This window comes from Citromicrobium bathyomarinum (assembly GCA_001306305.2).
Lineage (GTDB): Bacteria > Pseudomonadota > Alphaproteobacteria > Sphingomonadales > Sphingomonadaceae > Alteriqipengyuania > Alteriqipengyuania bathyomarina.
In genome coordinates, this window is the sequence record CP155577.1 from 1981195 (window position 1) to 2006067 (window position 24873).

Annotated in this window: 27 protein-coding genes; 17 read left to right on the forward strand and 10 right to left on the reverse strand. The window is 64.7% G+C overall.

Features of this window, described 5'->3' with window-relative positions; translation table 11 throughout:
• The first annotated feature begins 5 nt into the window (after positions 1-5).
• Positions 6-809, forward strand: a complete 804-nt coding sequence (locus tag VO57_009950) for a lipid II flippase Amj family protein (protein XBL68461.1) — start codon at positions 6-8, stop codon at positions 807-809.
• A 22-nt stretch (positions 810-831) separates the two neighbouring features.
• Here the strand turns inward: VO57_009950 and VO57_009955 are convergent, their stop codons facing one another.
• From VO57_009955 to VO57_009965, 3 genes are read right to left on the reverse strand one after another with little or no spacing between them, the layout of a single operon-like run.
• Complete coding sequence (locus VO57_009955; protein ID XBL68462.1) at positions 832-1851, reverse strand: aspartyl/asparaginyl beta-hydroxylase domain-containing protein; 1020 nt, start codon at positions 1849-1851, stop codon at positions 832-834.
• Complete coding sequence (locus VO57_009960) at positions 1851-3047, reverse strand: DUF1343 domain-containing protein (protein ID XBL68463.1); 1197 nt, start codon at positions 3045-3047, stop codon at positions 1851-1853. Before VO57_009960 ends, VO57_009955 begins: the two co-directional genes overlap by 1 nt.
• Entirely contained in the window at positions 3044-3592 is a 549-nt protein-coding gene (locus VO57_009965) for a DOMON-like domain-containing protein (GenBank protein XBL68464.1), read from the reverse strand. Before VO57_009965 ends, VO57_009960 begins: the two co-directional genes overlap by 4 nt.
• A 64-nt stretch (positions 3593-3656) precedes the next feature.
• Between VO57_009965 and tyrS the strand changes: the two genes are divergently transcribed.
• The 5 genes from tyrS to VO57_009990 all read left to right on the forward strand — a co-directional run bounded on the left by tyrS (position 3657) and on the right by VO57_009990 (position 8353).
• On the forward strand, positions 3657-4880 hold the full coding sequence (gene tyrS / locus VO57_009970; protein XBL68465.1) for a tyrosine--tRNA ligase: 1224 nt from the start codon (positions 3657-3659) through the stop codon (positions 4878-4880).
• Between the two features lie 134 nt (positions 4881-5014).
• Complete coding sequence (locus tag VO57_009975; protein ID XBL68466.1) at positions 5015-5347, forward strand: PilZ domain-containing protein; 333 nt, start codon at positions 5015-5017, stop codon at positions 5345-5347.
• A gap of 83 nt (positions 5348-5430) precedes the next feature.
• Positions 5431-6735, forward strand: a complete 1305-nt coding sequence (locus VO57_009980) for an MFS transporter (GenBank protein ID XBL68467.1) — start codon at positions 5431-5433, stop codon at positions 6733-6735.
• The gene (gene cysK, locus VO57_009985; GenBank protein ID XBL68468.1) at positions 6732-7649 is read left to right on the forward strand and encodes a cysteine synthase A; all 918 of its coding nucleotides are present in this window, start codon (positions 6732-6734) and stop codon (positions 7647-7649) included. The genes VO57_009980 and cysK overlap by 4 nt, the downstream gene beginning before the upstream one ends.
• Positions 7646-8353, forward strand: coding sequence for a dienelactone hydrolase family protein (locus VO57_009990; protein ID XBL68469.1), 708 nt, complete (start codon positions 7646-7648; stop codon positions 8351-8353). Before cysK ends, VO57_009990 begins: the two co-directional genes overlap by 4 nt.
• A gap of 202 nt (positions 8354-8555) precedes the next feature.
• Here VO57_009990 and VO57_009995 read toward each other — a convergent pair whose 3' ends face one another.
• The 4 genes from VO57_009995 to VO57_010010 all read right to left on the reverse strand — a co-directional run bounded on the left by VO57_009995 (position 8556) and on the right by VO57_010010 (position 12306).
• Complete coding sequence (locus VO57_009995; GenBank protein ID XBL68470.1) at positions 8556-10361, reverse strand: acyl-CoA dehydrogenase C-terminal domain-containing protein; 1806 nt, start codon at positions 10359-10361, stop codon at positions 8556-8558.
• 31 nt (positions 10362-10392) lie between these two features.
• A complete protein-coding gene (locus tag VO57_010000) occupies positions 10393-10833 on the reverse strand; it encodes a MerR family DNA-binding transcriptional regulator (GenBank protein XBL68471.1) in 441 nt (146 codons plus the stop codon).
• A gap of 32 nt (positions 10834-10865) precedes the next feature.
• The gene (gene hisI, locus VO57_010005; protein XBL68472.1) at positions 10866-11243 is read right to left on the reverse strand and encodes a phosphoribosyl-AMP cyclohydrolase; all 378 of its coding nucleotides are present in this window, start codon (positions 11241-11243) and stop codon (positions 10866-10868) included.
• A 295-nt stretch (positions 11244-11538) separates the two neighbouring features.
• Positions 11539-12306, reverse strand: coding sequence for a ComF family protein (locus tag VO57_010010; protein XBL68473.1), 768 nt, complete (start codon positions 12304-12306; stop codon positions 11539-11541).
• Between the two features lie 42 nt (positions 12307-12348).
• Here VO57_010010 and VO57_010015 point away from each other — a divergent pair, with 42 nt between their 5' ends.
• The gene (locus VO57_010015; protein XBL68474.1) at positions 12349-13113 is read left to right on the forward strand and encodes a methyltransferase domain-containing protein; all 765 of its coding nucleotides are present in this window, start codon (positions 12349-12351) and stop codon (positions 13111-13113) included.
• Here the strand turns inward: VO57_010015 and ppdK are convergent.
• Genes ppdK through VO57_010030 form a run of 3 tightly spaced genes read right to left on the reverse strand, consistent with a single transcriptional unit; the run spans position 13110 to position 18928 of the window.
• Positions 13110-15779: a pyruvate, phosphate dikinase gene (gene ppdK, locus VO57_010020; GenBank protein ID XBL68475.1), complete on the reverse strand. Its 2670-nt coding sequence runs from the start codon at positions 15777-15779 to the stop codon at positions 13110-13112. The genes VO57_010015 and ppdK overlap by 4 nt on opposite strands.
• 57 nt (positions 15780-15836) lie before the next feature.
• Entirely contained in the window at positions 15837-18032 is a 2196-nt protein-coding gene (glyS, locus tag VO57_010025) for a glycine--tRNA ligase subunit beta (protein ID XBL68476.1), read from the reverse strand.
• Positions 18029-18928, reverse strand: a complete 900-nt coding sequence (locus tag VO57_010030; GenBank protein XBL68477.1) for a glycine--tRNA ligase subunit alpha — start codon at positions 18926-18928, stop codon at positions 18029-18031. The genes glyS and VO57_010030 overlap by 4 nt, the downstream gene beginning before the upstream one ends.
• Before the next feature lie 301 nt (positions 18929-19229).
• Between VO57_010030 and VO57_010035 the strand changes: the two genes are divergently transcribed.
• The 10 genes from VO57_010035 (at position 19230) to VO57_010080 (ending at position 24872) form a co-directional block, all read left to right on the forward strand.
• A complete protein-coding gene (locus VO57_010035; GenBank protein ID XBL68478.1) occupies positions 19230-19550 on the forward strand; it encodes a UrcA family protein in 321 nt (106 codons plus the stop codon).
• Positions 19551-19646: 96 nt separating this feature from the next.
• A complete protein-coding gene (locus VO57_010040; protein XBL68479.1) occupies positions 19647-19781 on the forward strand; it encodes a hypothetical protein in 135 nt (44 codons plus the stop codon).
• Positions 19778-20164 carry a hypothetical protein gene (locus VO57_010045; GenBank protein XBL68480.1) on the forward strand — a complete coding sequence of 129 codons (387 nt, stop codon included), beginning with the start codon at positions 19778-19780 and terminating at the stop codon, positions 20162-20164. The genes VO57_010040 and VO57_010045 overlap by 4 nt, the downstream gene beginning before the upstream one ends.
• The gene (locus tag VO57_010050; protein ID XBL68481.1) at positions 20161-20358 is read left to right on the forward strand and encodes a helix-turn-helix transcriptional regulator; all 198 of its coding nucleotides are present in this window, start codon (positions 20161-20163) and stop codon (positions 20356-20358) included. The genes VO57_010045 and VO57_010050 overlap by 4 nt, the downstream gene beginning before the upstream one ends.
• A gap of 2 nt (positions 20359-20360) precedes the next feature.
• Positions 20361-20813 (forward strand): hypothetical protein, encoded by a 453-nt coding sequence (locus VO57_010055; protein XBL68482.1) that lies wholly within the window; start codon positions 20361-20363, stop codon positions 20811-20813.
• A 57-nt stretch (positions 20814-20870) separates the two neighbouring features.
• Complete coding sequence (locus VO57_010060) at positions 20871-21752, forward strand: TraB/GumN family protein (GenBank protein ID XBL68483.1); 882 nt, start codon at positions 20871-20873, stop codon at positions 21750-21752.
• Complete coding sequence (locus VO57_010065; GenBank protein ID XBL68484.1) at positions 21749-22639, forward strand: TraB/GumN family protein; 891 nt, start codon at positions 21749-21751, stop codon at positions 22637-22639. The genes VO57_010060 and VO57_010065 overlap by 4 nt, the downstream gene beginning before the upstream one ends.
• A gap of 114 nt (positions 22640-22753) precedes the next feature.
• Complete coding sequence (locus VO57_010070; GenBank protein ID XBL68485.1) at positions 22754-23434, forward strand: 50S ribosomal protein L25/general stress protein Ctc; 681 nt, start codon at positions 22754-22756, stop codon at positions 23432-23434.
• Between the two features lie 251 nt (positions 23435-23685).
• Complete coding sequence (pth, locus tag VO57_010075; protein XBL68486.1) at positions 23686-24255, forward strand: aminoacyl-tRNA hydrolase; 570 nt, start codon at positions 23686-23688, stop codon at positions 24253-24255.
• A gap of 8 nt (positions 24256-24263) precedes the next feature.
• On the forward strand, positions 24264-24872 hold the full coding sequence (locus VO57_010080) for a CPBP family intramembrane glutamic endopeptidase (GenBank protein XBL68487.1): 609 nt from the start codon (positions 24264-24266) through the stop codon (positions 24870-24872).
• Position 24873: the final 1 nt, after the last annotated feature.

Here is a 24873-nt window from a genome sequence, read left to right on the forward strand (position 1 = left end):
GCGCAATGGACGCCCAACTGCTGGTCATCTGCCTGCTGACCTTCGTCATTCATCTGATCGGCACGCTGGCCTACGCAGCCCGCATCGCAGGCGTGCGCACGCGGCGCATCGCGATGAGTTTTGCGCTGTTCAACGTACTGGTGCTGGTCTCGCGCACCGCCAACGGCTTCCTGGGGCCGTTCCTTGCCAAGCGGGTGGAGAACCGCTTGCAGTTCGGCGGCGGGGGCGATCTGGCTTGGGATTTCCGGCTCGTGCTGCTCTCCGCAAGTCTGGCCGTGCTGGTGGGCATCGTGCTGGTGCCGACCGCGCAGCGGCTGTTCGCGGTCGCGATCGGGCATTTCCAGCGCCACCGTTCGACCGGGCGGATGCTGCTGCGCAGCGCCTCGCCCACCGGCGTGCGGATCATCCGCGAATCGATCGCCGCGCCCTCACGCGCGACCTTCACCGGCCTCGGCAAGCCACGCGGCGTCAGCTGGACCGTGCTCGCGGCTAATGCATTGGCGCAGGCGCTGCTGGTGGTGGGGGTGCTCGCCTCGATCTACGCGGGCTATCTCAACCCCGAATTCCGGGTCACCGCCTCGCAGCTCTCCGCCGTCATCAACGGGGTCGCGACGATCCTGCTGTTTGCGCTGATCGACCCGCAGATTTCGGTGATGACCGACGATGTGGTCGACGGGAAGACAAGCGAGGCGGAGTTCCGCCGTACGATCGTGTGGATCAGCTTCAGCAGGCTGGCGGGCACCGTGCTGGCGCAGGCGGTGTTCATCCCCGGCGCGCTGGCGGTTGCGTGGATCGCCGGGGCGTTCTGACCGGCGGCTTCAGCGCGACCGATCAGTAGGCGTCGACCGTTGCGAACAGCGCCTGGATCTGTTCGCGTTCCACCTCTTCCAGCTCCGGCCGCCAGATATCGAAGATCAGCACCAGCCGATCCTTCGCCGCGTTGTTCCACGCTTCATGCTCGACACTATCATCGAACATCATCAGCTTGCCGACTTCCCAGCTTTTCTGAAGCGGGCCGACACGCAGCGCGCCCTCGCCCGGCACGATCAGCGGCAGATGGCAGATGAAGCGGGTGTTGATCATGCCGTGATGCGGCGGGATGCGCTTGCCCGCTGCGAGCAGCGAGAACATGGGCGTTGGCGCGCGCGACACAATCCGGCACAGCGGGGCGCGCTCGTTCAACGTTGCAGTCGTGATCGGGCACAGGGCGGTGCGTTCATCGACGAACACGCCCTTCTCGGTCAGTTCGAAACTGGTCCAGTCCCGGTTTTCGAGCATGCCGTGAACATCGCCCTGCGGGCGGTCATGAATCTTCTTCACGTAAGCGTCGAAACCGCCGGTCGCGCCCAGCAGGGCCTCTGCTTCGGTACGGATGGCGTCGGTCTGCGCCTCGACCGCTTCGGCCCAGGCGAACTCTTCGCGATCGGCAAAATGGACCAGCGGCAAGCCGTCGTAAAAGAAAGTCTGCGGATTTTGCGGATAGCGGACCGGCACCGGGGCACGGCTTGCCTTGCCCTGCATGATCGCGATCGAGTTGGCAAAGCGCGGGTGCCAGTCCTTGCGCGGGAAACCCATCGCAGCAAGACCCTGTTCCAGATGGTTGGCGAATTGCCGGTCGAGCCAGCCCATCATCTCGCTCACGTGGCCCGCAATCGGCTCCCCTGCCCGGCCGAGCCGGTGGAGATGTTGAAGGCCGACATTGTAATAGCCCGATGCCGCGCGGTTGTCGCCCGCGATGAGGTGGTGATCGGCCATCGCGATCATCGCTTCGACATCGCTGCCATTGGCGATAAGCCGCCGCTTTGCCTCGTCCTGAGACATAGCGGGTTGCGGGTTGGGGGTGCTGTTCATCAGTAAAGTAGGACCCGTTCGATCTGGTCGCGCCATTCGGTCTCGTCGTTCGCTGCCATCCGGTCGAGGTCTACCGGAGAGGCGGAGGGATTATCGACCCATTCGCGCAAGGCCGGGCCACCGTTGATCACGTCGATCGCCAGCCGGTCCAGCTCGTATTCGTAGGGAAAATCGCGCCAGATCTCGTAATCCGGATAGAGCGCGCGGATCGCCTTGAAGGCGAGCGCCTGCAACCGCCATGGGCGGAAATGCGTGTGGTCGTAGAATGGCCCTTCTGCGTGGATCATCAGCCCGTTGCACAGCTGGCCCGCGTGCTTGTGGAAGGTCGGTTCGAACCAGCATTCGCGAAGCGCGCAGCCTTTCAGCCAGCTTGGCGCGATCCGGCGCATTTCGGCGTGGACCGCCTTGGCGTCGATATCGGGCGCGCCGAACAGCACCTCGAGCGGGCGGGTCGTGCCCCGCCCCTCGCTCAGCGTGGCGCCTTCGATCATCACTGTGCCGGCATAGGCGCGGGCCATGTTGACGTTGGCGGCGTTGGGCGAAGGATTGATCCAGACGCGGTTTTCGGGCCAGCCATGGCCGGGGCCATCAGGCTCCCAGCCCTCCATCGCGATCACCCGGTAATCGACCTCGAGCCCGAAATGCTTGATGAACCAGTGGCCCATCTCGCCCATGGTCAGGCCGTGGCGCATCGGCATCGGCCCGGCCCCGACGAAGCTTTCCTGCCCCGGCATCAGCATCGTGCCTTCCACCGGGCGACCGGCGGGATTGGGACGATCGAGCACCCACACGCTCTTGCGCGTCTTCGCCGCCTCTTCCAGCAGGTAGAGCAGCGTGGTGACGAAGGTGTAGATGCGGCAGCCAAGGTCCTGCAGGTCGAACAGGAACACATCCGCGCTCGACATCATCTGGCCCGTGGGGCGGCGCACCTCGCCATAGAGGCTGAACACGGGGATGCCGTAGGTGGGATCGGTCTCGTCCGCCGTCTCCACCATATTGTCCTGCTTGTCGCCCTTGAGCCCGTGCTGCGGGCCGAACGCGGACGACACGTTCACCCCCGCGGCGACCAGCGCGTCGAGACTGTGCTCCAGATCCCTCGTGACCGATGCCGGGTGGGCAACAAGCGCGACCCGCTTGCCTTCGAGTGGTTTGCGCAGGTCCGGCTCTGAAAGAAGCCGGTCGATCCCGAATTTCATGCGTGCTGAAGTGCCTCTTTGGGTTTGGCCGGTGCGCTGCTGCCGAAACGGATGGCAAAGCTCATCGGATCATGGAAGTCGGGCTCGTCCCGGCGGTGGGCCATCGACCATAGCGAATGGTGCCCGCCTTCTTCCTCGATCACCGCGCATAGCGAAGCCGAGCTGACCCCGTCCAGTACGCGTGCGGGCAGCCGCACGGTTACCGTGATGACCTGAGGGCCTCGCTGGAAATCGATCTGCGGCGGCACCTCGGGCACATAATCGCCGGCGCGCTTGCGATAGGATGCGAACTTGAAAGCGGCCCAGTCACCCGCAGGCGCGAAGTTGAATTCGCGATAGCGCCCGTTCTGGTCGTAGACGAAGAATTCGAGGCAGGTCCGCCGCCACAGATCTTCCTCGCTACGATGCGCGAAGCCGCGCGGCACCACCACCTTGGCCGCCTGGTTGATGCGATAGCGCAGCAGCAGCTCGCCGCCCATCAGGCGCATCATGGTGACCGAGATCCCGCTCACGTCGAGCGGCGGCGTGGTTGGATGTGGCTTCAACCTGTACGTTTGCATTTTCGACCCCCCATGCTAGCGGGCCCGGTCATTCCCCCCGGAGGAACCAGTGCCCACCTATCGATCCGAACTTCTGAACGTGCTCGACCAGCGGCACTATACGCATCAAATCACCGATGCGGAAAGACTTGATTTGCTTGCTTCCGAGCAGATTGTCCCAGGATATGTCGGTTTCGATCCGACCGCGTCGAGCCTGCATGTCGGATCGCTGGTCCAGATCATGCTGCTGCGCCGGTTGCAGCAGACAGGGCACAAGCCGATCGTCGTGATGGGTGGCGGCACCGGCAAGATCGGTGATCCTTCGGGCCGCGACGAGAGCCGCCAGCTGATGACCGAAGAGGTGATCGCGGCCAATATTGCGAGCATTCGCAAGGTCTTCGAACGCATCCTGACCTTCGGCGACGGTCCTACCGATGCGGTGATGGTCAACAACGACGAATGGCTCAGCGGCCTCGGCTATCTCGATCTGCTGCGCGATGTCGGCCCGCACTTCACGGTCAATCGCATGCTGACCTTCGATTCGGTCAAGATGCGGCTCGACCGCGAGCAGCCGCTGACCTTCCTCGAATTCAACTACATGATCCTGCAGGCCTACGATTTCCGCGAACTGGCGGAGCGCTATGGCTGCCGTTTGCAGATGGGCGGCAGCGATCAGTGGGGCAATATCGTCAACGGAATCGAGCTGACGCGGCGCACCGGCGGAGGCGAACTCTTCGGCTTCACCACCCCGCTGCTGACGACCGCGGACGGCAAGAAAATGGGCAAGACCGCGAGCGGTGCGGTCTGGCTCAACGAAGACATGCTGCCCGCCTACGATTTCTGGCAATTCTGGCGCAATACCGACGACCGCGACGTGGGCCGCTTCCTGCGCCTGTTCACGGATATCCCGCTGGACGAGATCGAACGGCTCGAACGGCTCGAGGGCGCGGAGATCAACGACGCCAAGGTCGCCCTCGCCAATGCGGTGACCGCTTTGGTGCGCGGCGAGGATGCAGCGGCAGCGGCGGAGGCGACTGCGCGCGAGACCTTCGCCGGGGGCGCGGGCGGCGACCTGCCCACGCTTTCGGTCGGCGACGGCATGGGCCTGCCCGCCGCGCTCAGCGCGCTGGGCTTCACCGCTTCCAACAAGGAAGCCAAGCGCAAGATCGCAGAGGGCGCGGTGCGGCTCGACGACGAGGTTTTGAGCGACTCCGCCATGGTGCTGACCGTCGCGCAGGGCGAACAGCGCCGTCTGTCGCTGGGGCGCAAGAAGCACGCGATCCTGCTGCGCTAGGCTCTGCGTAAGTCTTTCGGAACGCATCCTTTTGTCCCGAATTAGGACAAGGGTGCTTAACCCAAAATCAGCCTTTGGGTCGGATAAGTCGGGGCCTTGGACATCCCCGTCAGAGCCGTGAGAGGAATACGCAAGTGGCATCGCATCTGAGTGTACCTGACCAGCGGGCGGCGATCCGTCATCCGGTCGATTACGATGTGATCGCGGACTATTTCGGTCGCGGCGACGTGCCGTTCCACATCAGCAACGTGTCCGCCACCGGCTTCATGATCGACAACGCCAGCGATGGCGCGCGCGGCGACCGCGTGATCGTGAGCTTCCCGGTGATCGGCCGGATCGAGGCCTATCTGATCTGGACCAAGGAAAATCGCGCCGGGTTCCAGTTCGAACGGCTGATCCGGGTGGACGATTTCCTGCTGCTAATCGACGAGTTGCAGCCCAACCCGCGCCTGCGCCGCCGCCGCTAGGCCGATCTGGCGGAAAGCCAGGCTTCAAGGCCCGATCCCAGAATTTGCTTTTGTAGCACCCGCGCGCCTGCCATGGCGCCTGTGTGACGGCTACCGAAAAACCAGATTCCACCCCGCTGCGGATCCATAATTTCCGCGCCTACCTGCTCGCCCGATTCTCGATGATCGTGGGCCAGTACGCGATGATGCTGATCATCGGGTGGCAGACCTACACCATCGCGCGCGGCAACGGCCTCAACGCGTTCGAGGCGTCGGGCCAGCTCGCGCTGATCGGGCTGCTGCAGTTCCTGCCGCTGTTCGTACTCTCGCCCTTCTCCGGCCTCGCGGCGGACCGCTTCAACCGCAAGACTGTGTCGCGGCTCACCATCGGCCTCCAGTTCCTGGGCGCGGCCTATCTCGCGTGGACCACCTATACCGGCCATATCGACCTGACTGCGCTGTTCTCGGTTGCGGTGCTGCTGGGCGTCGTGCGCGCGTTCAACGGCCCTGCCCTGTCCGCATTGGCACCGAACCTCGTCCCCAAGGCGATCCTGCCCAACGCGATCGCGTTATCTTCGATCGCGTGGCAGACCGGGATGATCGTCGGCCCGGCGGTGGGCGGCTATGCCTATGACGCGGCCCCTGCCCTGCCCTATGCCATCGCCAGCGGCCTGTTCCTGATCGCGATCATCTCCATCAGCACCATCGGCAAGGTGCCGCGCTCACCGATCAACGGCGCGCAGCATCCGATCGGCCAGATCGTCGATGGCTGGCGCTATGTCATCCATAACAAGATGGTGCTCGGCGCGATCACGCTGGACCTTATGGCGGTGTTCCTGGCGGGCGCGACCGCGCTGTTCCCGCCCTTCGCGTATGACATCCTGAAGGTGGGGGAGACCGGCCTTGCCCAGCTTGCCGCCGCCCCCGCGATCGGCGCGGCGGTGACCGCGCTGTGGTTCAGCTTTCGCCCCTTGAAGACCAATGTTGGCCCCAAGATGCTGTGGGCGGTGGCCGCGTTCGGCGTTGCCACCATCGTCTTCGGCTTCTCGCGCTTCATGCCGCTGAGCCTCGCGATGCTGGTGATCGTGGGCGCGGCGGACATGTTCAGCGTCTACATCCGCCAGTCGCTGATCCAGCTGCACACGCCCGACGAGAAGCGCGGCCGCGTCTCTTCCGCCAGCCTGCTGACGATAAGCGCCTCGAACGAAGGCGGCGATGCGTTCTCCGGTTTCCTCGCCAGCGTCATCGGCCCAGCGGGCGCGGTGATCTTCGGCGGGGTCGGCGCGATCGTGACGGTCGCGATGTGGAGCCGGATTTTCCCCGTCCTGCGACACACCCGGACCTTCGACCCGCCTGCGTCGTTGGAAGAGGAAACCCCTGAAGAGATTTTGCAGGAGAAGATTTCATGAAAGCCGACTCGATCCTCCAGACCATCGGCAACACGCCGCATATCCGCCTCTCGCGCCTGTTCCCCGACCATGACGTGTGGGTGAAGAGCGAACGCGCGAACCCCGGCGGTTCGATCAAGGACCGCATCGCGCTCGCCATGGTCGAGGATGCGGAGAAATCCGGCAAGCTCAAGCCCGGCGGCACGATCATCGAGCCGACCAGCGGCAACACCGGCATCGGCCTCGCGATGGTCGCCGCGGTCAAGGGCTACAAGCTGGTGCTGGTGATGCCCGAGAGCATGAGCCTCGAACGCCGCCGCCTGATGCTCGCCTACGGCGCGACCTTCGACCTGACGCCTAAGGAAGGCGGCATGAAGGGCGCCATTGCCCGCGCGCAGGAACTGGTCGAGCAGGACTCGAGCGCCTGGATGCCGAGCCAGTTCGATAACGAGAGCAACTGGCAGGTCCACGTGCGCACCACCGCCAAGGAAATCCTCGGCGATTTCACCGATCGCCCGGTCGATGCGATGATTACGGGCGTCGGCACCGGCGGCCACCTGACCGGCTGCGCCGAAGAACTGAAGCGCCACTGGCCCGAGATGAAGGCCTGGGCGGTCGAGCCCGCAGGCTCCCCCGTCATCAGCGGCGGGGAGCCCGGCCCGCACCCGATCCAGGGCATCGGCGCAGGCTTCGTGCCGGAAAACCTGCACACGCAGGCGATCGACGGCGCGATCCAGGTCGATCCCGAAGACGCCAAGGAAATGGCCCGCCGCGCTGCGAGCGAGGAAGGCATGCTGGTTGGTATCTCCAGCGGCGCAACGCTGGCCGCGATCGCGAAGAAGCTGCCCGACCTGCCCGAAGGCTCGCGCGTGCTCGGCTTCAACTACGATACCGGCGAGCGCTATCTCTCGGTCCCGGACTTCCTTCCGGAGTGAACGCATTCGAGGAAATCGCCTATGCCGACGGCGACACCCCGCTGACCGGGCTCGCCCTGCATCCGCAGGGGGGCGCCCGGGCGGCGGTGACGATTTTCCCGACCTTCATGAACAGCACGCCCGCGGTCGAGGCCAAGGCCCGGTCGCTGGCGGCGCAAGGTTATGCCGTCCTGATCGGCGACTTCTACGGACCCGATGCGCCTGCCGACATGCAGCAGGCCTTTGCCGCGATGACCCGCTTGCGCGCCGATCCCGTCGCCGCTCGCCAGCGACTGAGGGCGACGGTCCGGTTGCTGCGCGAACGGCATCCCGATCTGCCGCAGCTGGCCATCGGCTTCTGTCTCGGCGGGTTCGCCGTGCTGGAAATGGCGCGCGACGGCCAGGATCTGGCCGCCGTGGCGAGCTTCCACGGCATGCTCGAAACCGCGCTCCCGGCGACAAAGCCGATCCACCCGCGCATCCTCGTGTGCCATGGCGATGCCGACACGCTGGTCCCGCGCAGCCAAGTGATCGATTTCTGGGAGGAAATGGACCGCGTCGGTGCCGACTGGCATTTCCACAGCTACGCGGGTGTCGAACACGGCTTCACCAACCCGCGCACGCGCGATGGCGCGCCCAACCCGGCCTATGATGCGAGCGCGGACCGGCAAAGCTGGGCAGCAATGCTCGGCCTGTTCGACGAGGTTCTCGATCCGCAAGATTGAGACAGCGAAGATATCGAGGTCTTTCCAGCGAATGCCCAGGCTCGCAAACACCCGATTTTCCTACTCACCCCGCCGCTGCTAGCTTCGCACCGGCTCTTTGAACCTCAAAATATAACGTCAAACGCGGGATGCCCTATGGTGAGGGCACCCCGCGTCTGTACTTCATCAACTAGGTTCCAGCGTGACGCTGCGACTCGGGCGATCAGGAGGCGGTCGCGAAGGCCTCTTCGCCCAGCGCCATCATCGATTCGCTGCCGCTTTCGATCTTGCGGCGCAGCGCACCGGCATCGGGCACGAAGCGGTCGGCGAAGTAGCGGGCGGTGGCGATCTTGGCTTCGTAGAACGCCTTATCGTCGCTGCCCTCGGCTAGCTTGGCCTTGGCGACGCGGGCCATCTTGACCCACATCAGCATCAGGCAGGCGATGCCCATGATGTGCATGTAGTGATGCGCGCCCGCGCCCAGGTGGTTGGGGTTCTGCATTGCGTTCTGCATGAACCACATGGTCGCAGCCTTCTGTTCGCCGACCGCCTTCTCAAGTGCCTCGGCCAGTTCGGCCATGCCTTCTTCGCCCTTGGCCGAAGCGACTTCGTCGTCGACCAGCTTGAAGAACGCCTGCACCGCGCGGCCGCCGTGCATCGCGAGCTTGCGCCCGGCGAGGTCCATTGCCTGAATGCCGTTGGTGCCTTCGTAGATCATCGCGATGCGGGCATCGCGCACGAACTGCTCCATGCCCCACTCGGCGATGTAGCCGTGACCGCCATAGACCTGCTGCATGTTGTTCGCGACGTCATAGCCCTTGTCGGTGCCGTAGCCCTTGATGACCGGGGTCATCAGGCCGACGAGGTCGTCCGCCAGCTGGCGCTCGTCCTCGTCCTGCAGTGCGTGGCTCAGGTCCTGCTGCAGCGCGGTCCACAGCGCGAAGGCGCGCATGCCTTCGTTGAAGGCCTTGGCGTCCATCAGCATCCGGCGCACGTCGGGGTGAACGAAGATCGGATCGGCCTTCTCGTCCGGCTCTGCCGGGCCGGTCAGCGCACGGCCCTGACGGCGGTCGAGCGCGTAGGTCACGGCGTTCTGGTAGGAGACTTCGGCCTGGCTGAGGCCCTGGATGCCCACGCCAAGGCGCGCGGCGTTCATCATGATGAACATCGCGGCGAGGCCCTTGTTCTCCTCGCCGACCATCCAGCCCTTCGCATCGTCATAGTTCATGACGCAGGTCGAGTTGCCGTGAATGCCCATCTTGTGCTCGATCGAACCGCACATCACGCCGTTGCGATCGCCCACCGAGCCATCGTCGTTGACGAGGAACTTGGGCACCACGAACAGCGAGATGCCCTTCGAGGAATCGGGCGCCCCCGGCGTCTTCGCCAGCACGAGGTGGATGATGTTTTCCGCCATATCGTGCTCGCCGGCGGAGATGAAGATCTTGGTGCCGGTGATCGAATAGCTGCCGTCGGCCTGCGGTTCGGCCTTGGTGCGGATGAGGCCCAGATCGGTGCCGCAATGCGGCTCGGTCAGGTTCATCGTGCCGGTCCATTCGCAGCTGACCATCTTGGGCAGATACTTTTCCTTCTGCTCCTGGCTGCCCTTGGCGATCAGCGCTGAAATCGCGCCGTTGGTGAGGCCGGGATACATGCCGAAAGCCTGATTCGCGGACGAGATCATTTCTTCCATCGCGAAGGCTACGCAGTGCGGCAGACCCTGCCCGCCGAATTCCTCGGGCATGGAAAGCGTGCCCCAGCCTGCCTCGCGGAACTGGTCGAATGCCTCCTTGAACCCGGTCGGCGTGGTGACCGAACCGTCTTCGTGACGGGTGCACCCTTCTTGGTCACCGACTTGGTTGAGCGGTTGCAGCACTTCGGCGGTGAACTTGCCCGCCTCGTCGATGATCGAGGTGACCATGTCGGTGGTGGCGTTCTCGAAGCCGGGCAGGTTGCCGTAGCTTTCGAGATCGAGCATCTCGTTGATGATGAAGCGGAAATCGCGAGTGGGGGCAGTATAGCTGGGCATTCAAAGGTCCTCTGAAGCGGGGATTTGGGGATCAGTCCTGATCGATTTGCTCGATATGGGCGATAAACTCGGAAAGCTCGCTGATCGATGAGTCGATATCGTCACGCTGCTGTTTCAGCTTGGCGACGTGGGCGCGGCAACGTTCGATGGTGACCCTTCGCTGCTCCACCCGGCCGTCGCCCAGATCGTAGAGATCGATCATCTCCTTGATCTCGCCAAGGCTAAAACCGACGTTCTTGGCCCGCATGATCCAGGCGAGCCGGGCGCGGTCGCGCTTGGAATAGATCCGCGTCAGCCCGTTTCGGGTCGGCGCTATAAGGCCTTCGTCTTCGTAGAAGCGCAGCGCGCGCGCGGTGCAGTCGAACTCCGCAGTAAGGTCGGAGATCGAATAGCTCTCACGCTCCTGCGCATCGGGCCGGTCGAGATGGGCTCCGGCCCCGGTATAGGGCCTTTTGGCAGCAGCTTGGGTCATAGGCGGGAATATATATGCCCTTTACGTAAAGGTCAATCCGTGGCCGGTTCGAGTTGGCCGTCCGTCAGCCGGCGATAAAAGCAGCTGCGCGCGCCCGTGTGGCATGCCGGGCCCGCAGGCTCGGCGTGGATCACCAGCGCATCCTGATCGCAGTCGACCAGAATCTCGCGCACCCGCAGCACGTTGCCGCTGGTCTCCCCCTTGCACCAGAGCTTGCCGCGCGAACGGGAGTGGAAGTGCGCGAGCCCGGTCTTCAGCGTCGCGTCGAGCGCTTCGCGATCGAGATGCGCGACCATCAGTACTTCCCGGGTCGCGGCATCCACCACCACGCCTGTTAGGAGCCCGTCGGCGCCGAATTTCGGCAAGAACTGCGTGCCCGACTCGCGCTCCGCATCATGTGTGTGAGCCATGCTATCCTTTCGTTTCCCGTCGCCTAGCCGGTTAGACCGATTGTTGCCAATCGACCACACCGAGGGGTGAATCCTTTCATTTTTACAACGGCACCGTTGGCAAGAGCCCGTCGCTTTGGGAAGAATGCGTTCTGTGGCCGGGAACGGTCGCCCTTCAGGCCGAGGCGCCTCACAGATGCGCCGGGTTCAGGGGGATGCATTTTCCGGATGGGGGTTTTTCCGGAGGTGCGAAGACGATGGTTTTGGTCTGCCGATCGGCCTTTCGGGGGAATGGCCGGGCAGACTTGGAAATTCGTCACGCGGCGCCCGGGATCGTTTCGGTCCCGGGCGTTTCGTTTTCCGGCACCCTGGCAAAGCACGCGATTCTCACACTTTTTGCGCCCGCCTCCAGCAAGGCCGCGGTGCACGCAGTGCTGGTCGCACCGCTGGTGAGCACGTCGTCGACCAGGATGACATGACGACCCTCAATGTCTTCGCGGCACCGCGGCCTCACGCGGATCGCCCCGCGCAGAGCCTCGGCACGCCTCGCCCTGCCCAGCCCGCCCAGCTTGGGCGTCGCGCGAATCCGCTGCAACGCATCGACCAGCACCGCATGGCCACTATGTTTCGCAATCGCACGGGCGAGCAGCGCGGACTGGTTGTAGCCGCGCTGCCACAGCCGGATGCGGTGAAGCGGCACGGGTACCAGCAGCGAATCGTCGGGCACATCGGCAAGCCGGCTCGCCATCAGCCGCCCCATCAGCGCGGCAAGCCCGATCCGCCCGCCATGCTTGAACCTCAACACCAGCTGCCGGGCAGGCTCGTTATAGAGCGCCGCCGCGTCGATCCCTGCGTGTTGGGGCGGGTGCGCGAGGCAATGGCGGCAAACGCTGTCCGCCGTACCTTGCGAGAGTGGCGTCTGGCACTCACTGCACGCAGGCTCTCCCGGAAACTCGAAGCTTTCCCAGCAGGCGGCGCACAATCCCGGTCCTGCCGCGATTCCATCCCCGCAGAGCGGGCAGCGTGGCGGATAGACGAAATCGACCAGCGGCCTGAAGGCGGAGGACACGACATTGCTGGCCATCGCGGACTATGCTGCTCCCCTGCCCCGATGTAGGCAAGCGCGATGACTGAAGGCCCCATCGAACGTAGCGTCCCTCGCATCTTCTCCCCCGCCCGCAGACGGACCCGCTACCACCGTGCTCTCGCCCGGCAGCGCGTCGAGGATGCCGCGCGGTTCGTGTTCGACGACATGATCGAGGATGTGCTCGAGCGGTTCGACTTCACCCGCGCCGAACCCGGATCCGCCCTCGTGATCGGTGACGTCACCGGGCAGCTCGCCCCGGAACTGCGCGCGCGGGGCTTCGAGGCTGAGAGCGCGGGGCCTGACCGGCTCGACGAGGAACAGCCCTTCCCCCGCACCTATCGTTACGTTCTCAACCTCGGCCTGCTCGACACGCTCAACGACCTGCCGGGCGCGCTGGTCCATGCGCGCCATGCGCTGGAGCCGGGCGGGATGATGATCGCCCAGTGTCTTGGCGCGGGCACCCTCCCGGCGCTGCGGCAGGTGGTGCAGGTCGCGGATGGAGCGCGGACCTACGCCCGCATCCACCCGCAGATCGATCGCCCCGCCGCGAGTGGCCTGATGAGCCGCGCCGGGTTTGCCAAGCAGGTGGTCGACAGCCGCGTGCTCCGCGCCCGATACCGTGAGTTAGGCCGTCTGGTCGCGGACCTGCGCGATCAGGGGCTGACCGGCATCCTCGCCGATGCCCCGCCCGCTTTCACCAGCTCAAGCTGGGCACGCGCTCAGGCGGGGTTCGAACCGCTCAGGGAAGAGGACGGGAAGGTCACCGAGACCTTCGAAATCCTCTCCCTTACAGGCTGGAGCTAGGCTTTCCGCAACGCAGCCTGCGCCGCCGCAAGCCGCGCGATCGGCACGCGGAAGGGCGAGGCGCTGACATAGTCCAGCCCGACCTCTTCGCAGAACCCGATGCTGGCGGGATCGCCGCCATGCTCGCCGCAAATGCCCAGCTTGAGCTTGGGATCGGTCTTGCGCCCGCGCTCGGCCGCCAGCTCGACCAGCTGACCCACGCCATCCACATCGAGGCTGACGAAAGGATCGCGCGCGAAGATGCCGCGATCGACGTAAGAGCCGAGGAATCGGCCCGCATCGTCGCGGCTGAGCCCCAGCGTGGTCTGCGTCAGGTCGTTTGTGCCGAAGCTGAAGAAGCGCGCCTCTTCCGCGATCTCGCCCGCCATCAGCGCGGCGCGCGGCAGTTCGATCATCGTGCCGACCAGATACTCGACCCGCGTGCCCTTTTCGGCGAAGACCTCTTCGGCCACCCGGTCGACCAGTGCGCGCAGGATCTCCAGCTCGCGCTTGGTGGCGACCAGCGGGATCATCACTTCGGGCAGCGGCGCCTCGCCGCTCTTCTCCTTCACCGCGCACACGGCCTCGAAGATCGCGCGCGCCTGCATCTCGTAGATTTCGGGATAGGTGATCCCGAGGCGGCAACCGCGATGGCCGAGCATCGGGTTGAACTCGTGCAGTTCCGCAACCCGGCGCTTCAGGCGCTCCTCGTCCATGCCGGTCGCTTCGACCAGATCGGCGAAGTCGCCATCGTCCGCGGGCAGGAACTCGTGCAGCGGCGGATCGAGCAGGCGGATCGTGCACGGCAGACCCGCCATCACTTCGAAGATCGCCTCGAAATCGCTGCGCTGTTCGGGCAGCAGGCGGGCGAGCGCCTTGCGCCGGCCCTCTTCGTGCTCGGCGAGGATCATCTCGCGCACCGCCATGATCCGGTCTGCGTCGAAGAACATGTGCTCGGTCCGGCACAGGCCGATGCCTTCCGCGCCGAAGCTGCGCGCGGTCTTGCAGTCTTCGGGCGTTTCGGCGTTGGTCCGCACGCCCATCCGGCGCGCTTCGTCGGCCCATTCCATGACCTTCGCGAAGTCGCCCGCTAGCTCGGGCTCGATCGTGGGCACCTGCCCACGCATCACCTGCCCGTTACCGCCATCGAGCGTGATGACATCGCCTTCCGCGAGTTCGGCCTGGCCGATCCGCACGGTGCGCGCCTTGCGGTCGATCGAGACGCCGCTGGCGCCCGAGACGCAGGGGCGGCCCATGCCGCGTGCAACCACGGCGGCGTGGCTGGTCATCCCGCCGCGTGCGGTCAGGATGCCCTTGGCCGCGTGCATGCCGTGGATGTCTTCAGGCGAGGTTTCGACCCGCACCAGGATCACCGCATCGCCGCGATTGGCCCATTGCTCGGCCGTATCCGCATCCAGCGCGATCTTGCCGCTGGCCGCGCCGGGCGAGGCCGGGAGGCCGGTCGCCAGAATGTCGCGCGGAGCATCGGGGTCGAGCGTCGGGTGGAGCAGCTGGTCGAGCGCCATCGGGTCGATCCGCAGTACCGCGGTCTTGCGGTCGATCAGGCCTTCGCCCTCCATCTCCACCGCCATCTTCAGCGCGGCCTTGGCGGTGCGCTTGCCATTGCGGGTCTGGAGGAGGAACAGCTGGCCCTGCTGCACCGTGAACTCGATGTCCTGCATGTCCTTGTAATGCTTTTCGAGCAGGTCGAACACGCGGGCGAGCTCGGCATAGGCCTCGGGCATGGCTTCTTCCATGCTCGGCTTGTCGGCCCCGGCTTCCTCGCGCCGCGCCTTGGTGAGGTATTGCGGCGTGCGGATGCCCGCGACCACGTCCTCACCCTGCGCGTTCACCAGCCATTCGCCGTAATAGTACTTCTCACCGGTCGAGGGATCGCGGGTGAAGGCGACGCCGGTGGCGCTGTCGTCACCCATGTTGCCGAACACCATCGCCTGCACGTTCACCGCCGTGCCCAGATCGTGCGGGATGTCGTTCAGGCGGCGGTAGATCTTCGCCCGCTCGCTATCCCAGCTTTCGAACACCGCGCGGATCGCGCCCCACAGCTGGGTATCGACATCCTGCGGGAACGGCTCGTCCTGCTCACGCTCGACGATCTTGAGGTATTCGCCGACCAGCGCTTCCCAATGCTGCGCTTCCATGTCGGTGTCCGAGTAGAAGCCATTGTCCTCGCGCATGATCTCCAGCGCTTCCTCGAACAGGCCGTGATCGATGCCGAGCACGACGTCCGAGTACATCTGGATGAACCGGCGGTAGCTGTCCCACGCGAAGCGCGCGTCGCCGCTGGTCTTGGCGAGGCCCTTCACCGTCTCGTCATTGAGGCCGAGGTTGAGGACCGTGTCCATCATCCCGGGCATGGAGATCGCCGCGCCCGAGCGGACCGAGACGAGCAGCGGGTCCGCCGCATCGCCGAGCGTCTTGCCGACCGTCTGCTCGACATGGCCAACGCCCTTGGCAACCGCGTCCCGCAGTTCGGGCGCGAAGTCGCCGCCGCGATCGAGGTAGCGCAGGCACTCCTCGGTCGTGATCGTAAAGCCCGGAGGCACGGGCAGACCGATGCTGGCCATTTCGGCAAGGTTCGCACCCTTGCCGCCGGTGATGGTCTTGTCCTTCTGGCGCGCGTCCGAGTGGTCTGCGTTGCCGCCGAAGTGGTAGACTGTCTGCGTCATTTCGATCGTACCCCGGTATTCCCTGACACACCTGACACACTGTCCAGGCGCAAATTTCTATCCCTCGATTTTTCCGAAGTCCGCCACTTGGTGGACCGCATCTCTGAAACGCGCGAGCAGCCCAAGGCGCACCGAACGTTTTGTTTTATTCTCGTCGTTTACCGTCACATTCTCAAAGAAATCGTCAATCGGCGCGCGAAGCGAGGCAAGCGCGGACATCGCATCCGCGAACCGTTCTTCCCGCACTGCCGTTGCCGCCTGCGGGCCTGCCGTATCGAGCGCATCCATCAGCGCCTTCTCGGCCGGTTCGGGCGTGTAGGACAGCGATTTACCAGACGGGTGAGCGGATTTCTCTGCCATCTGGGCGGCGACGACGTCCTTCATGTCCGGATCGTCGACCATCACCAGCGGGTCTTCCTCGCCGGTATGCGGGGCATCGTCGACGCCCTGCCAGTCTTCCTTCTTGAGGATGTTCGCCGCGCGCTTGTACCCGGCGAGTAGGTTTTTGCCGTCCTCGGTTTCCATGAAGCTCTGGAGCGCGTGGACGCGGGCGAGCAGGCGAACGTTGTCGTCATCTGATCGTACCGCGTCGATCAAATCATGGCGCACACCTGCCTCACGCTGTTGAACCTTCAAGCGGTCCTGAAGAAACTGGTGCAGCAAGTTGCGCGGATGAACACCGGCGGCTTCCGGATAGTTCGAATTCTCTTTCAAGAAGGTCGACCAACCCCAGATGCCAAAACGCAGTCCGTTTTCGACCGTGAGTGAAAGAATGCCATTTGCAGCCCTTCGAAGTGCGAATGGGTCTTTCGATCCAGTGGGGTATTCTTGGATCATGAAAAACGCGAAAAGCGTATCCAGCTTATCCGCCAGACTCACCGCCACCGTCACCGGAGCAGTCGGCACCTCGTCGCCCTGCCCCACCGGCTTGTAGTGATCGCGGATCGCGTCGGCGACGGCATCGGGGAGGCCCTCGGCGCCGGCGTAGTAGCCGCCCATCAGGCCCTGCAGCTCGGGGAATTCGCCGACCATTTCGGTGACGAGGTCGGCCTTGCACAGTTTGGCAGCGTCTTCCGCCATCTGCGCCAGTTCCTCTTTCGTCACCCCCGCAGAGGCCGGGGTGACGATATCGGATTCCACCAGCCAGCGGGCCAGCTTGGCGACCCGTTCGACCTTGTCGGCGACGGTGCCCAGCTTCTCATGGAAAGTGATCCGCTTGAGCCCCTCGGCATGCTGCGCGAGGGTTTTCTTCTGGTCGACCTCCCAGAAGAAGCGCGCGTCGGACAGCCGCGCGGCGAGCACCTTGCGGTTGCCATCGACGATGGCCGCCCCGCCGTCCGCCGCCTCGATATTGGCGGTGCAGATGAAGGCGTTGGCGAGCGTGCCTTGCGCGTCCTCGCACACGAAATACTTCTGGTTGACCCGCGCGGTGAGCTGGATCGTCTCGGGCGGGACGGAGAGGAAATCCTCTTCGAACCGGCCGAGCAGCGGGATCGGCCATTCGGTCAGGCCCGCATTCTCGACCACCAGCCCCTCGTCCTCGACCAAGCTAAGCCCGGCCTCCGACGCGACCCTGGCCGCACCTTCGCGGATCAGCGCGGCGCGTTCCTGATGGTCGACGATCACGTGTGCGGCGCGCAGCTTCACTGCATAGTCGTCCGCATCGCCGATGGTGATGTCGCCCGAATGGTGGAAGCGGTGGCCCAGCGTGACCGCGCCGCTCGTGACGCCATGCACCTCGCACTCGACAACTTCGTCGCCCAGCAGCGCGACGATGCCGGACAGCGGCCGCACCCAGCGCATGCTTTCGGTCGAGATCGACGCCGCGCCCCAGCGCATCGACTTGGGCCAGGCGAAATCGCGGATGATAGCCGGGATCGCCTCGGCCAGCACGTCGCGCACCGCCCTGCCCGGCGTGTCGATCACCGCGAAGTACGTCTCGCGGCCCTTTACGTCGCGCACCTCGAGCTGGTCGCGGGTCACGTTGTTCTTGCGGCAGAAGCCGTCGACCGCCTGATCGGGCGCGCCCACCGGCGGCCCCTTGGCTTCCTCGCTGACGGCCTGCGTTTCGGTCGGCAGCCCGCGCGCGATCAGCGCGAGACGGCGCGGGGTCGACCAGACGGTAACCTCGCCCATGGAAACGCCCGCCGCGTCCATTTCGCGCCGGAACAGCTTTTCGAGCTCGGCGCGCGCGCCCGCCTGCATCCGCGCAGGGATTTCTTCGGAGCGCATTTCGAGGAGGAAATCGGTCACAGCGACCACTCCGGGTATTTCTCAGCCCATTCGGGCGCTTTCAGCTCGGCGTATTTCTCACAGGAGCCACGCGCCAGATCGCGCACGCGGCCCATGTAGCTCGCGCGTTCCTGTACGGAGATCACGCCACGTGCCTGCAGCAGGTTGAAGATGTGGCTCGCCTCGATCGCCTGTTCGTAGGCGGCGATGGGGACGTTGTTGGCGAGCGCGTTCTCGCACTCCTTCTCCGCCTTGGCGAAGAGGTCGAACAGCGCGTCGGTTTCGGCGACCTCAAAGTTCCATTTTGACATCTGCTTCTCGTTTTCGAGAAACACGTCGCCGTAGGATACGCCGCGATCGTTGAACTGGAGGTCGTACACATTGTCGACGCCCTGGATATACATCGCGAGCCGTTCGAGCCCGTAGGTCAGCTCGCCCGCGACCGGCTTGCAGTCGAACCCGCCCATCTGCTGGAAATAGGTGAACTGCGTCACCTCCATCCCGTCGCACCAGACTTCCCAGCCCAGGCCCCAGGCGCCCAGCGTGGGCGATTCCCAGTCGTCCTCCACGAAGCGGATATCGTGCTTGAGCGGATCGATCCCGATCACCCGCAGCGATTCCAGATAGAGGTTCTGGATGTCGGGCGGGCTCGGCTTCAGTATCACCTGATACTGGTAGTAGTGCTGCAGGCGGTTCGGGTTTTCGCCATAGCGGCCATCGGTCGGCCGGCGGCACGGCTGCACGAAGGCGGCATTCCAGGGCTCCGGCCCCAGCGCACGCAGCGTCGTCGCGGTGTGGAACGTGCCTGCACCCATGCGCATGTCGTAGGGTTGCAGGATGACACACCCCTGCGCGCTCCAGAAATCGTGAAGCGCAAGGATCATGTCTTGGAAACTGGACTGAGGGGACCGGCTCATGGTGCGAGCGGCCATGGCGAAGCCGCGCGACAGCGTCAACGGCGGGAACGGTGAAAGATTCGCAAGAGCGTGCGCGACACGCGCACCGCCATCGCAATGGATAGTCGAGAGTTTGCAGGAAAATGTTCCCAGCAAATACAGAGACATAGAACCATTTTCCCGCCTCACGTGTCAGGAATATCGGTCTTAATGTCAGGTCATGTTGACAAGGCCGGCGAATCGATCCATATAGTTAGCACAACCTGACATACCGGAAGGTTGGCATGACCATTGGACCCAATATCCAAAAAGGAATGAACTGATGAAGACCCGTATCCTGACCGCCGTCCTGTTCGCCGCCGCCCTCGTCCCCGTGAACGCATCGGCGCACACCCGCTCGATCGAAATCGATGCCGGCAATTTCGACCTGTCGACTGAGGCCGGGCGAGACATGCTCGATGCGCGGATCGACAGCGCGGTGCGCAATGTCTGCCGCAGCGGCCAGCGCGGTGTTGCCGCACGCCTCGAAATGCAGGCCTGCGCGGCGGATGTCCGCAGCGCGGTGCAGTCGCAGGTCGCACTGGCTCTGGCCGATGCACGCGGCGCTCACCTGGCCGGCCTGCCCGTCGATCCGGATGCGTGAAGCCGTCCGGGCGGAGTCGGCACCCCAAGGTCGGCTCCGCCCCTTTTCTTCGACATTCAGGTCTTCAGTTCCGAGCTGGCAAGGAGAATTTCCGAGATGACCGACACCCAGATTACACTGCGGCATCCCCTGTGGAAGCGCATCGCCGCCACCGCCTTCATCGTGCTCGCCGGATATGGTGCGGGCAACATCGCAGCAAAGATCGCCATGTTCGCCGAGAGCGCCGCATGAACCGGGACAAGCGCACACGCCTGTATCTCACCGCCGCGTCGATGGGTTTTGTCGCGACCATCCTGATGGTGGTTTCGCAGATTCTCGACTGGCCCGACTTCGTGGCCGGGCTGAGTGTCGGCGTATTGCTGGTCAGCCTGGTGATGCTTTTGCTGCGGCGGTTTCGCGACGAATATATCGAGCAGCTGTGGAACAGCGGCACCGGCTTCGCCTTCGTGGCGGTGGTTGCCACCTTCGCCTTCGCCCCCTTCCTCGAAGGGTTTGTCGACGGGGTGACCAGATCGGCCCGCGACCAGATGATCAGCCCCGAGTTCGTCGGCCCGATCGCCCTCATCGCCTTCTTCGTAGGCTTCCACCTCAAGTGGCTGAGGAGCAGCTTGTGAAGAACCGTCTCAAAGTTTTGCGCGCCGAACGCGACTGGAGCCAGGCGGAGCTCGCCGGGCGGCTCGATGTGTCGCGGCAGGCGGTCAACGCGATCGAGACGGGCAAGCACGACCCCTCGCTGGGCCTTGCCTTCAAGATATCGCGCGTGTTCGACATGCCGATCGAAACCATTTTCCTCGAAGAGGAGGACTGACAATGGACCATGAACCGGACGATATCCGCAATCCTGGTGAAGCGCGCAACCGTGCCCGCCAGCGGCGCAAGTGGGCTTTCCTGATCTTCGCCGGGCTGGTCGGTGCGGTGATCGGCGCGCTCCTCTCCGGGCTGGAGAACGGGGAAGGAAACTTTCTCGTCGGCCAGATCGAGACGCTGACCATGCCCGCATGGGCGGCGATCGCGATGGCGGCGGCGTTCTTCTTCGCCTTCGCGGTGCTCCCGGTCTGGGGGTTCACCCAGATCGACGACTACCAGATGCGCCAGAACCTGATCGGCTATGCCGGCGGCTGCATCGCTGCCGTCGCGGGCTACCCGATCTGGGCGGTGCTCGCGATGGGCGGGCTGGTGCCCCACCCCACCGCATTCGGAATTTTCGTCATTGCCTTTGCCGCTACGATGCTGACATTTCTTGCCGTTAAACTGCGCGGCTAGGCGGCAGCACCGCAGCTTTCGCTACACTTCCGCCTTTTTCTTCCAGGAGCACACAACATGCTTGCCAGAATGACCCGCAACACCCTGATCGGCCTTGCCGCCGCATTCTCCCTCACCACCGGCGCGATGGCGCAGGATGCACCCGCCCTGTGGCGCGTGGCGGACGAGGATACGACGATCTACCTGTTCGGCACGGTCCACGCCCTGCCTTCCGACGTCGACTGGTACAGCGGCCCGGTGAAGACCGCGCTGGACGAGAGCAGCACCCTCGTCACCGAAATCGACATGAGCCCTGAAGCGCTGGCCGAGATCGGCCCGATGATCCAGCAAATCGCCATCCTGCCGGAGGGAACCTCCCTGCGCGGCATGATGAGCGAAGAACAACGCGAAACCTATGAGGCAGCGATGGCCTCGCTCGGCGTGCCGCCGGAAGCGTTCGATAATCTCGAACCCTGGTTCGCGGCCCTGCAGCTGAGCAATATTGCCTTCGCCAAGGCCGGCTTCCAGCCCCAGAACGGCACCGAAACCGTGCTGGAGGCGACCGTGGGCGACACCAAGGGGCGCGATGCGCTGGAAACGCCGCGATACCAATTCTCGATCTTCGACGAACTGCCGATGGACGCGCAGATCGATTACCTCGTCGAAACCGCCGCGGAGATCGACACGCTCGGCCCGATGCTCGACGAGATGATCGCCGAATGGGCGGAAGGCGATGTCGAAGCACTTGGACACCTGCTTAACGACGCGCTCCAATCCGATCCCGTTCTTGCCGAGCGGCTGCTTTATGCCCGTAACGCCAACTGGGCGGTGTGGATCGACGACCGGCTCGATACGCCGGGCACGATTTTCATGGCGGTTGGCGCCGGGCACCTTGCGGGGACCAACAAGCTGCAGGATCTGCTGGCAGAGCGCGGCATCCAGGCAGTGCGGGTACAATGACCATACGCGCCGCGATCCTCGCGCTGCTGGCGCTGCTGGTCGCGGCTTGCGGCCAGCCCGACAAGGAGCCCCCGGTCGCGCCGGATGATCCGAACCCGCTGCTATGGGAGATCGCCCGGGCCGACGGGACCAGCGCAGGCTGGCTGATCGGCACCATCCACGCCCTGCCCGACGGGGTAGAGTGGCGCACCGCCTCGGTCGACACGGCGATCGCGCAGGCAGGCGTCCTCGCGGTGGAGATTGCCGACCTCGACGATCAGCGGGCGGTGACCAGCGCCTTCAAACCGCTTGCCTATTCTCCCGGGCAACCTCCCCTGCTCTCCCGCGTGCCCGCCAACCAGCGGGAGAGGCTGACTGCGCTGGTCGACGATACACCCTATGGGCTCGACGATTTTCGCGGGATCGAAAGCTGGGGCGCGGCGCTGATCCTGTCCCAGTCGGTCGATACCGGGGCTGACGCCGCGAACGGGATCGACCGCGCGCTGATCCGCGATTTCAACGGTCGCCGGGTGGTCGAGCTCGAAGGCGCGGCGCGCCAGTTCGCGGTGTTCGACGGGCTCTCAGAACGGGCCCAGCGCGCGATGCTGGGCGCGATCGTGGAAGAGGCCGAAGCCGACAGCGACCAGCGCCAGCGCCCGATCCGACTCTACCTTCAGGGCGACGAGGCCGGGCTGGCCGCGCTCACCCGCGAAGGCCTGCTGGCGGACGACGAAATTCGCGAAGCGCTGCTGGAGCGGCGCAATGCCGCGTGGATGCCGCGCATTATCCGCTTGCTGGAGAGCGACAGCCACCCGCTGATCGCGGTGGGGGCGGCGCACATGGTGGGCAAGGACGGCCTCGTCGCGCTGATCGAGGCCAAGGGTTACACCGTGCGCCGGGTACGCTAAGGCGGGTTGCTTTCCCGCGACTTTGTCCGTAACAGCGCGCGCTTCGGCGCCATGTGCATCCCTGGAGGCGTGGCGAGACCGAGCAAATATCAGCATTTCGAAAGGTAGTATACGATGAGCGACGCCATCACCCTGCCGGCCGAGACGCGCGACCGGGCTGGCAAGGGAGCCTCCCGGGCACTGCGTCGCGAAGGCCGTGTCCCCGCCGTGATTTATGGCGGCAAGGAAGAACCCACCCCGATCCACGTCGAAGAGCGCGAACTGGTTCGCCAGCTCGACACCGGTCACTTCATGAACTCGATCATCGAGCTTGAAGTCGGCGGCAAGAAAGTGCGCACCCTGCCCAAGGATGTTGCGCTGCACCCCGTCACTGACCGTCCCGAACACGTGGATTTCCTGCGCCTGACCAAGGGCGCGAAGGTGGATGTGAGCGTCCCCGTCGTGTTCGTCGACGAAGAAGAATCGCCCGGCCTCAAGAAGGGTGGCGTGCTCAACGTCGTCCGTCACGAGCTGGAACTGGTCTGCGAAGCGGACAAGATCCCCGGCGAGATCACGATCAGCGTCAAGGGCAAGGAAGTCGGCGACTCGATCCACATCAGCGAAGTCGACCTGCCCAAGGGCAGCGAATCCGCGATCACCGATCGCGACTTCACCATCGCCACGCTGGTTGCTCCGTCCGCCCTCAAGAAGGCCGAAGGCGCCGAGGGTGAAGACGAAGTCACCGAAACCGAGGTCATCGAGCAGCACGCCGAGACCGTCGAAGGCGAAGACGACCAGGTGGTCGACGGCGAATAAGCCGAGCTTCACGAAGATTGCGAACGCCGGGCATCCTTTCAGGGGATGTCCGGCGTTTTGCGTTTCAAGCGCTACCATTTCCCGTCATCCCGGGCTTGACCCGGGATCGGTGCCTCTTCCTGAATGCGCGTCGCTGAAAAAGAAGCCTGCCCCGGATCAAGTCCGGGGCGACGGTTTGAGATGATCGGGAGCGCAAAAATCCGCTGGTGGCAGGGTGACGCCGCCCCGTTGCCGCTCTAAGGCCCCACCCCATGCAAATCTGGACCGGCCTCGGCAATCCTGGACCGCGCTATGCGCTCCACCGGCACAATATCGGCTTCATGGCGTGCGACGTCATTGCCGAAACGCACGATTTCGGGCCCGTGCAGAAAAAGTTCCAGGGCTGGGTGCAGGAAGGCCGGATCGGCAACCAGAAGATCCTGCTGCTCAAGCCTGCGACCTTCATGAACGAAAGCGGCCGCGCGGTCGCCGAGGCGCTGCGGTTCTACAAGCTGGAGCCCGAGGCGCTGACCGTGTTTCACGACGAGCTCGACCTCGCGCCGTTCAAGGTGAAGGTGCGCATGGGTGGCGGGCTGGCCGGGCACAACGGATTGCGCAGCATCAACCAGCACCTCGGCCCCGATTTCCGCCGCGTGCGGATCGGCATCGGCCATCCCGGGCATAAGGACCGGGTGACCGGCCATGTGCTGGGCAACTACGCCAAGGCGGAGATGGACGATCTGGCCACCATGCTCGGCGCAATGGCGAGCGAGGCGCATTGGCTCGCCGATGGCGACGATGCGCGCTTCATGAACGACGTCGCGCTGCGGATACAGGACTGAGCCGCGCGATGCCGGGCCGGGCCACCCTGCTGGCGCTGCTGACCGGGCAAACGCTGTTCTTTACCGCAGTCGGCCTCGCCCTGTGGACCCTTTCGGGCCGCCCCGCCCGGTCCTTCGTCACCTTCGGTCAGAACGAATTCCTTATCGGAGCGCTGCTGGCGGGCGTCCTCGTCCTGCTGGCGGCCGCGACATTCTACGGCCTGCCGAAAGTCGCCGAATATCTGATCCGCGCGCAGGCAGAAAATTTCGCCTTCCTCGAAAAGCCCATGCCCTTTTCCGCAATCGTGTGGATTTCGCTGGGCGCAGGGATTGGCGAGGAAGCGCTGTTTCGCGCGGGCGTGCAGACGCTGGCGGCCGACTATGTCGGCGCCCCGCTGGCCATCGCGCTGGGCGCTGCGCTATTTGCGGTCGTACATTTCGCCAAGCCGGCGGTGGCGGCAATCATCCTCGTCATCGGGGTGCTCTTGGGCTGCGTGTTCTGGATCACCGGTTCCTTGCTGGCGGTAATGATCGGCCACGCGCTCTACGATGTGTTCGCCTTGTGGTATGTGCAGAAGGAGATGCACCGGCTCGGCGTGTTCGGGCAGGATGAGAAGTCCACATCATCGACGGAGTAAG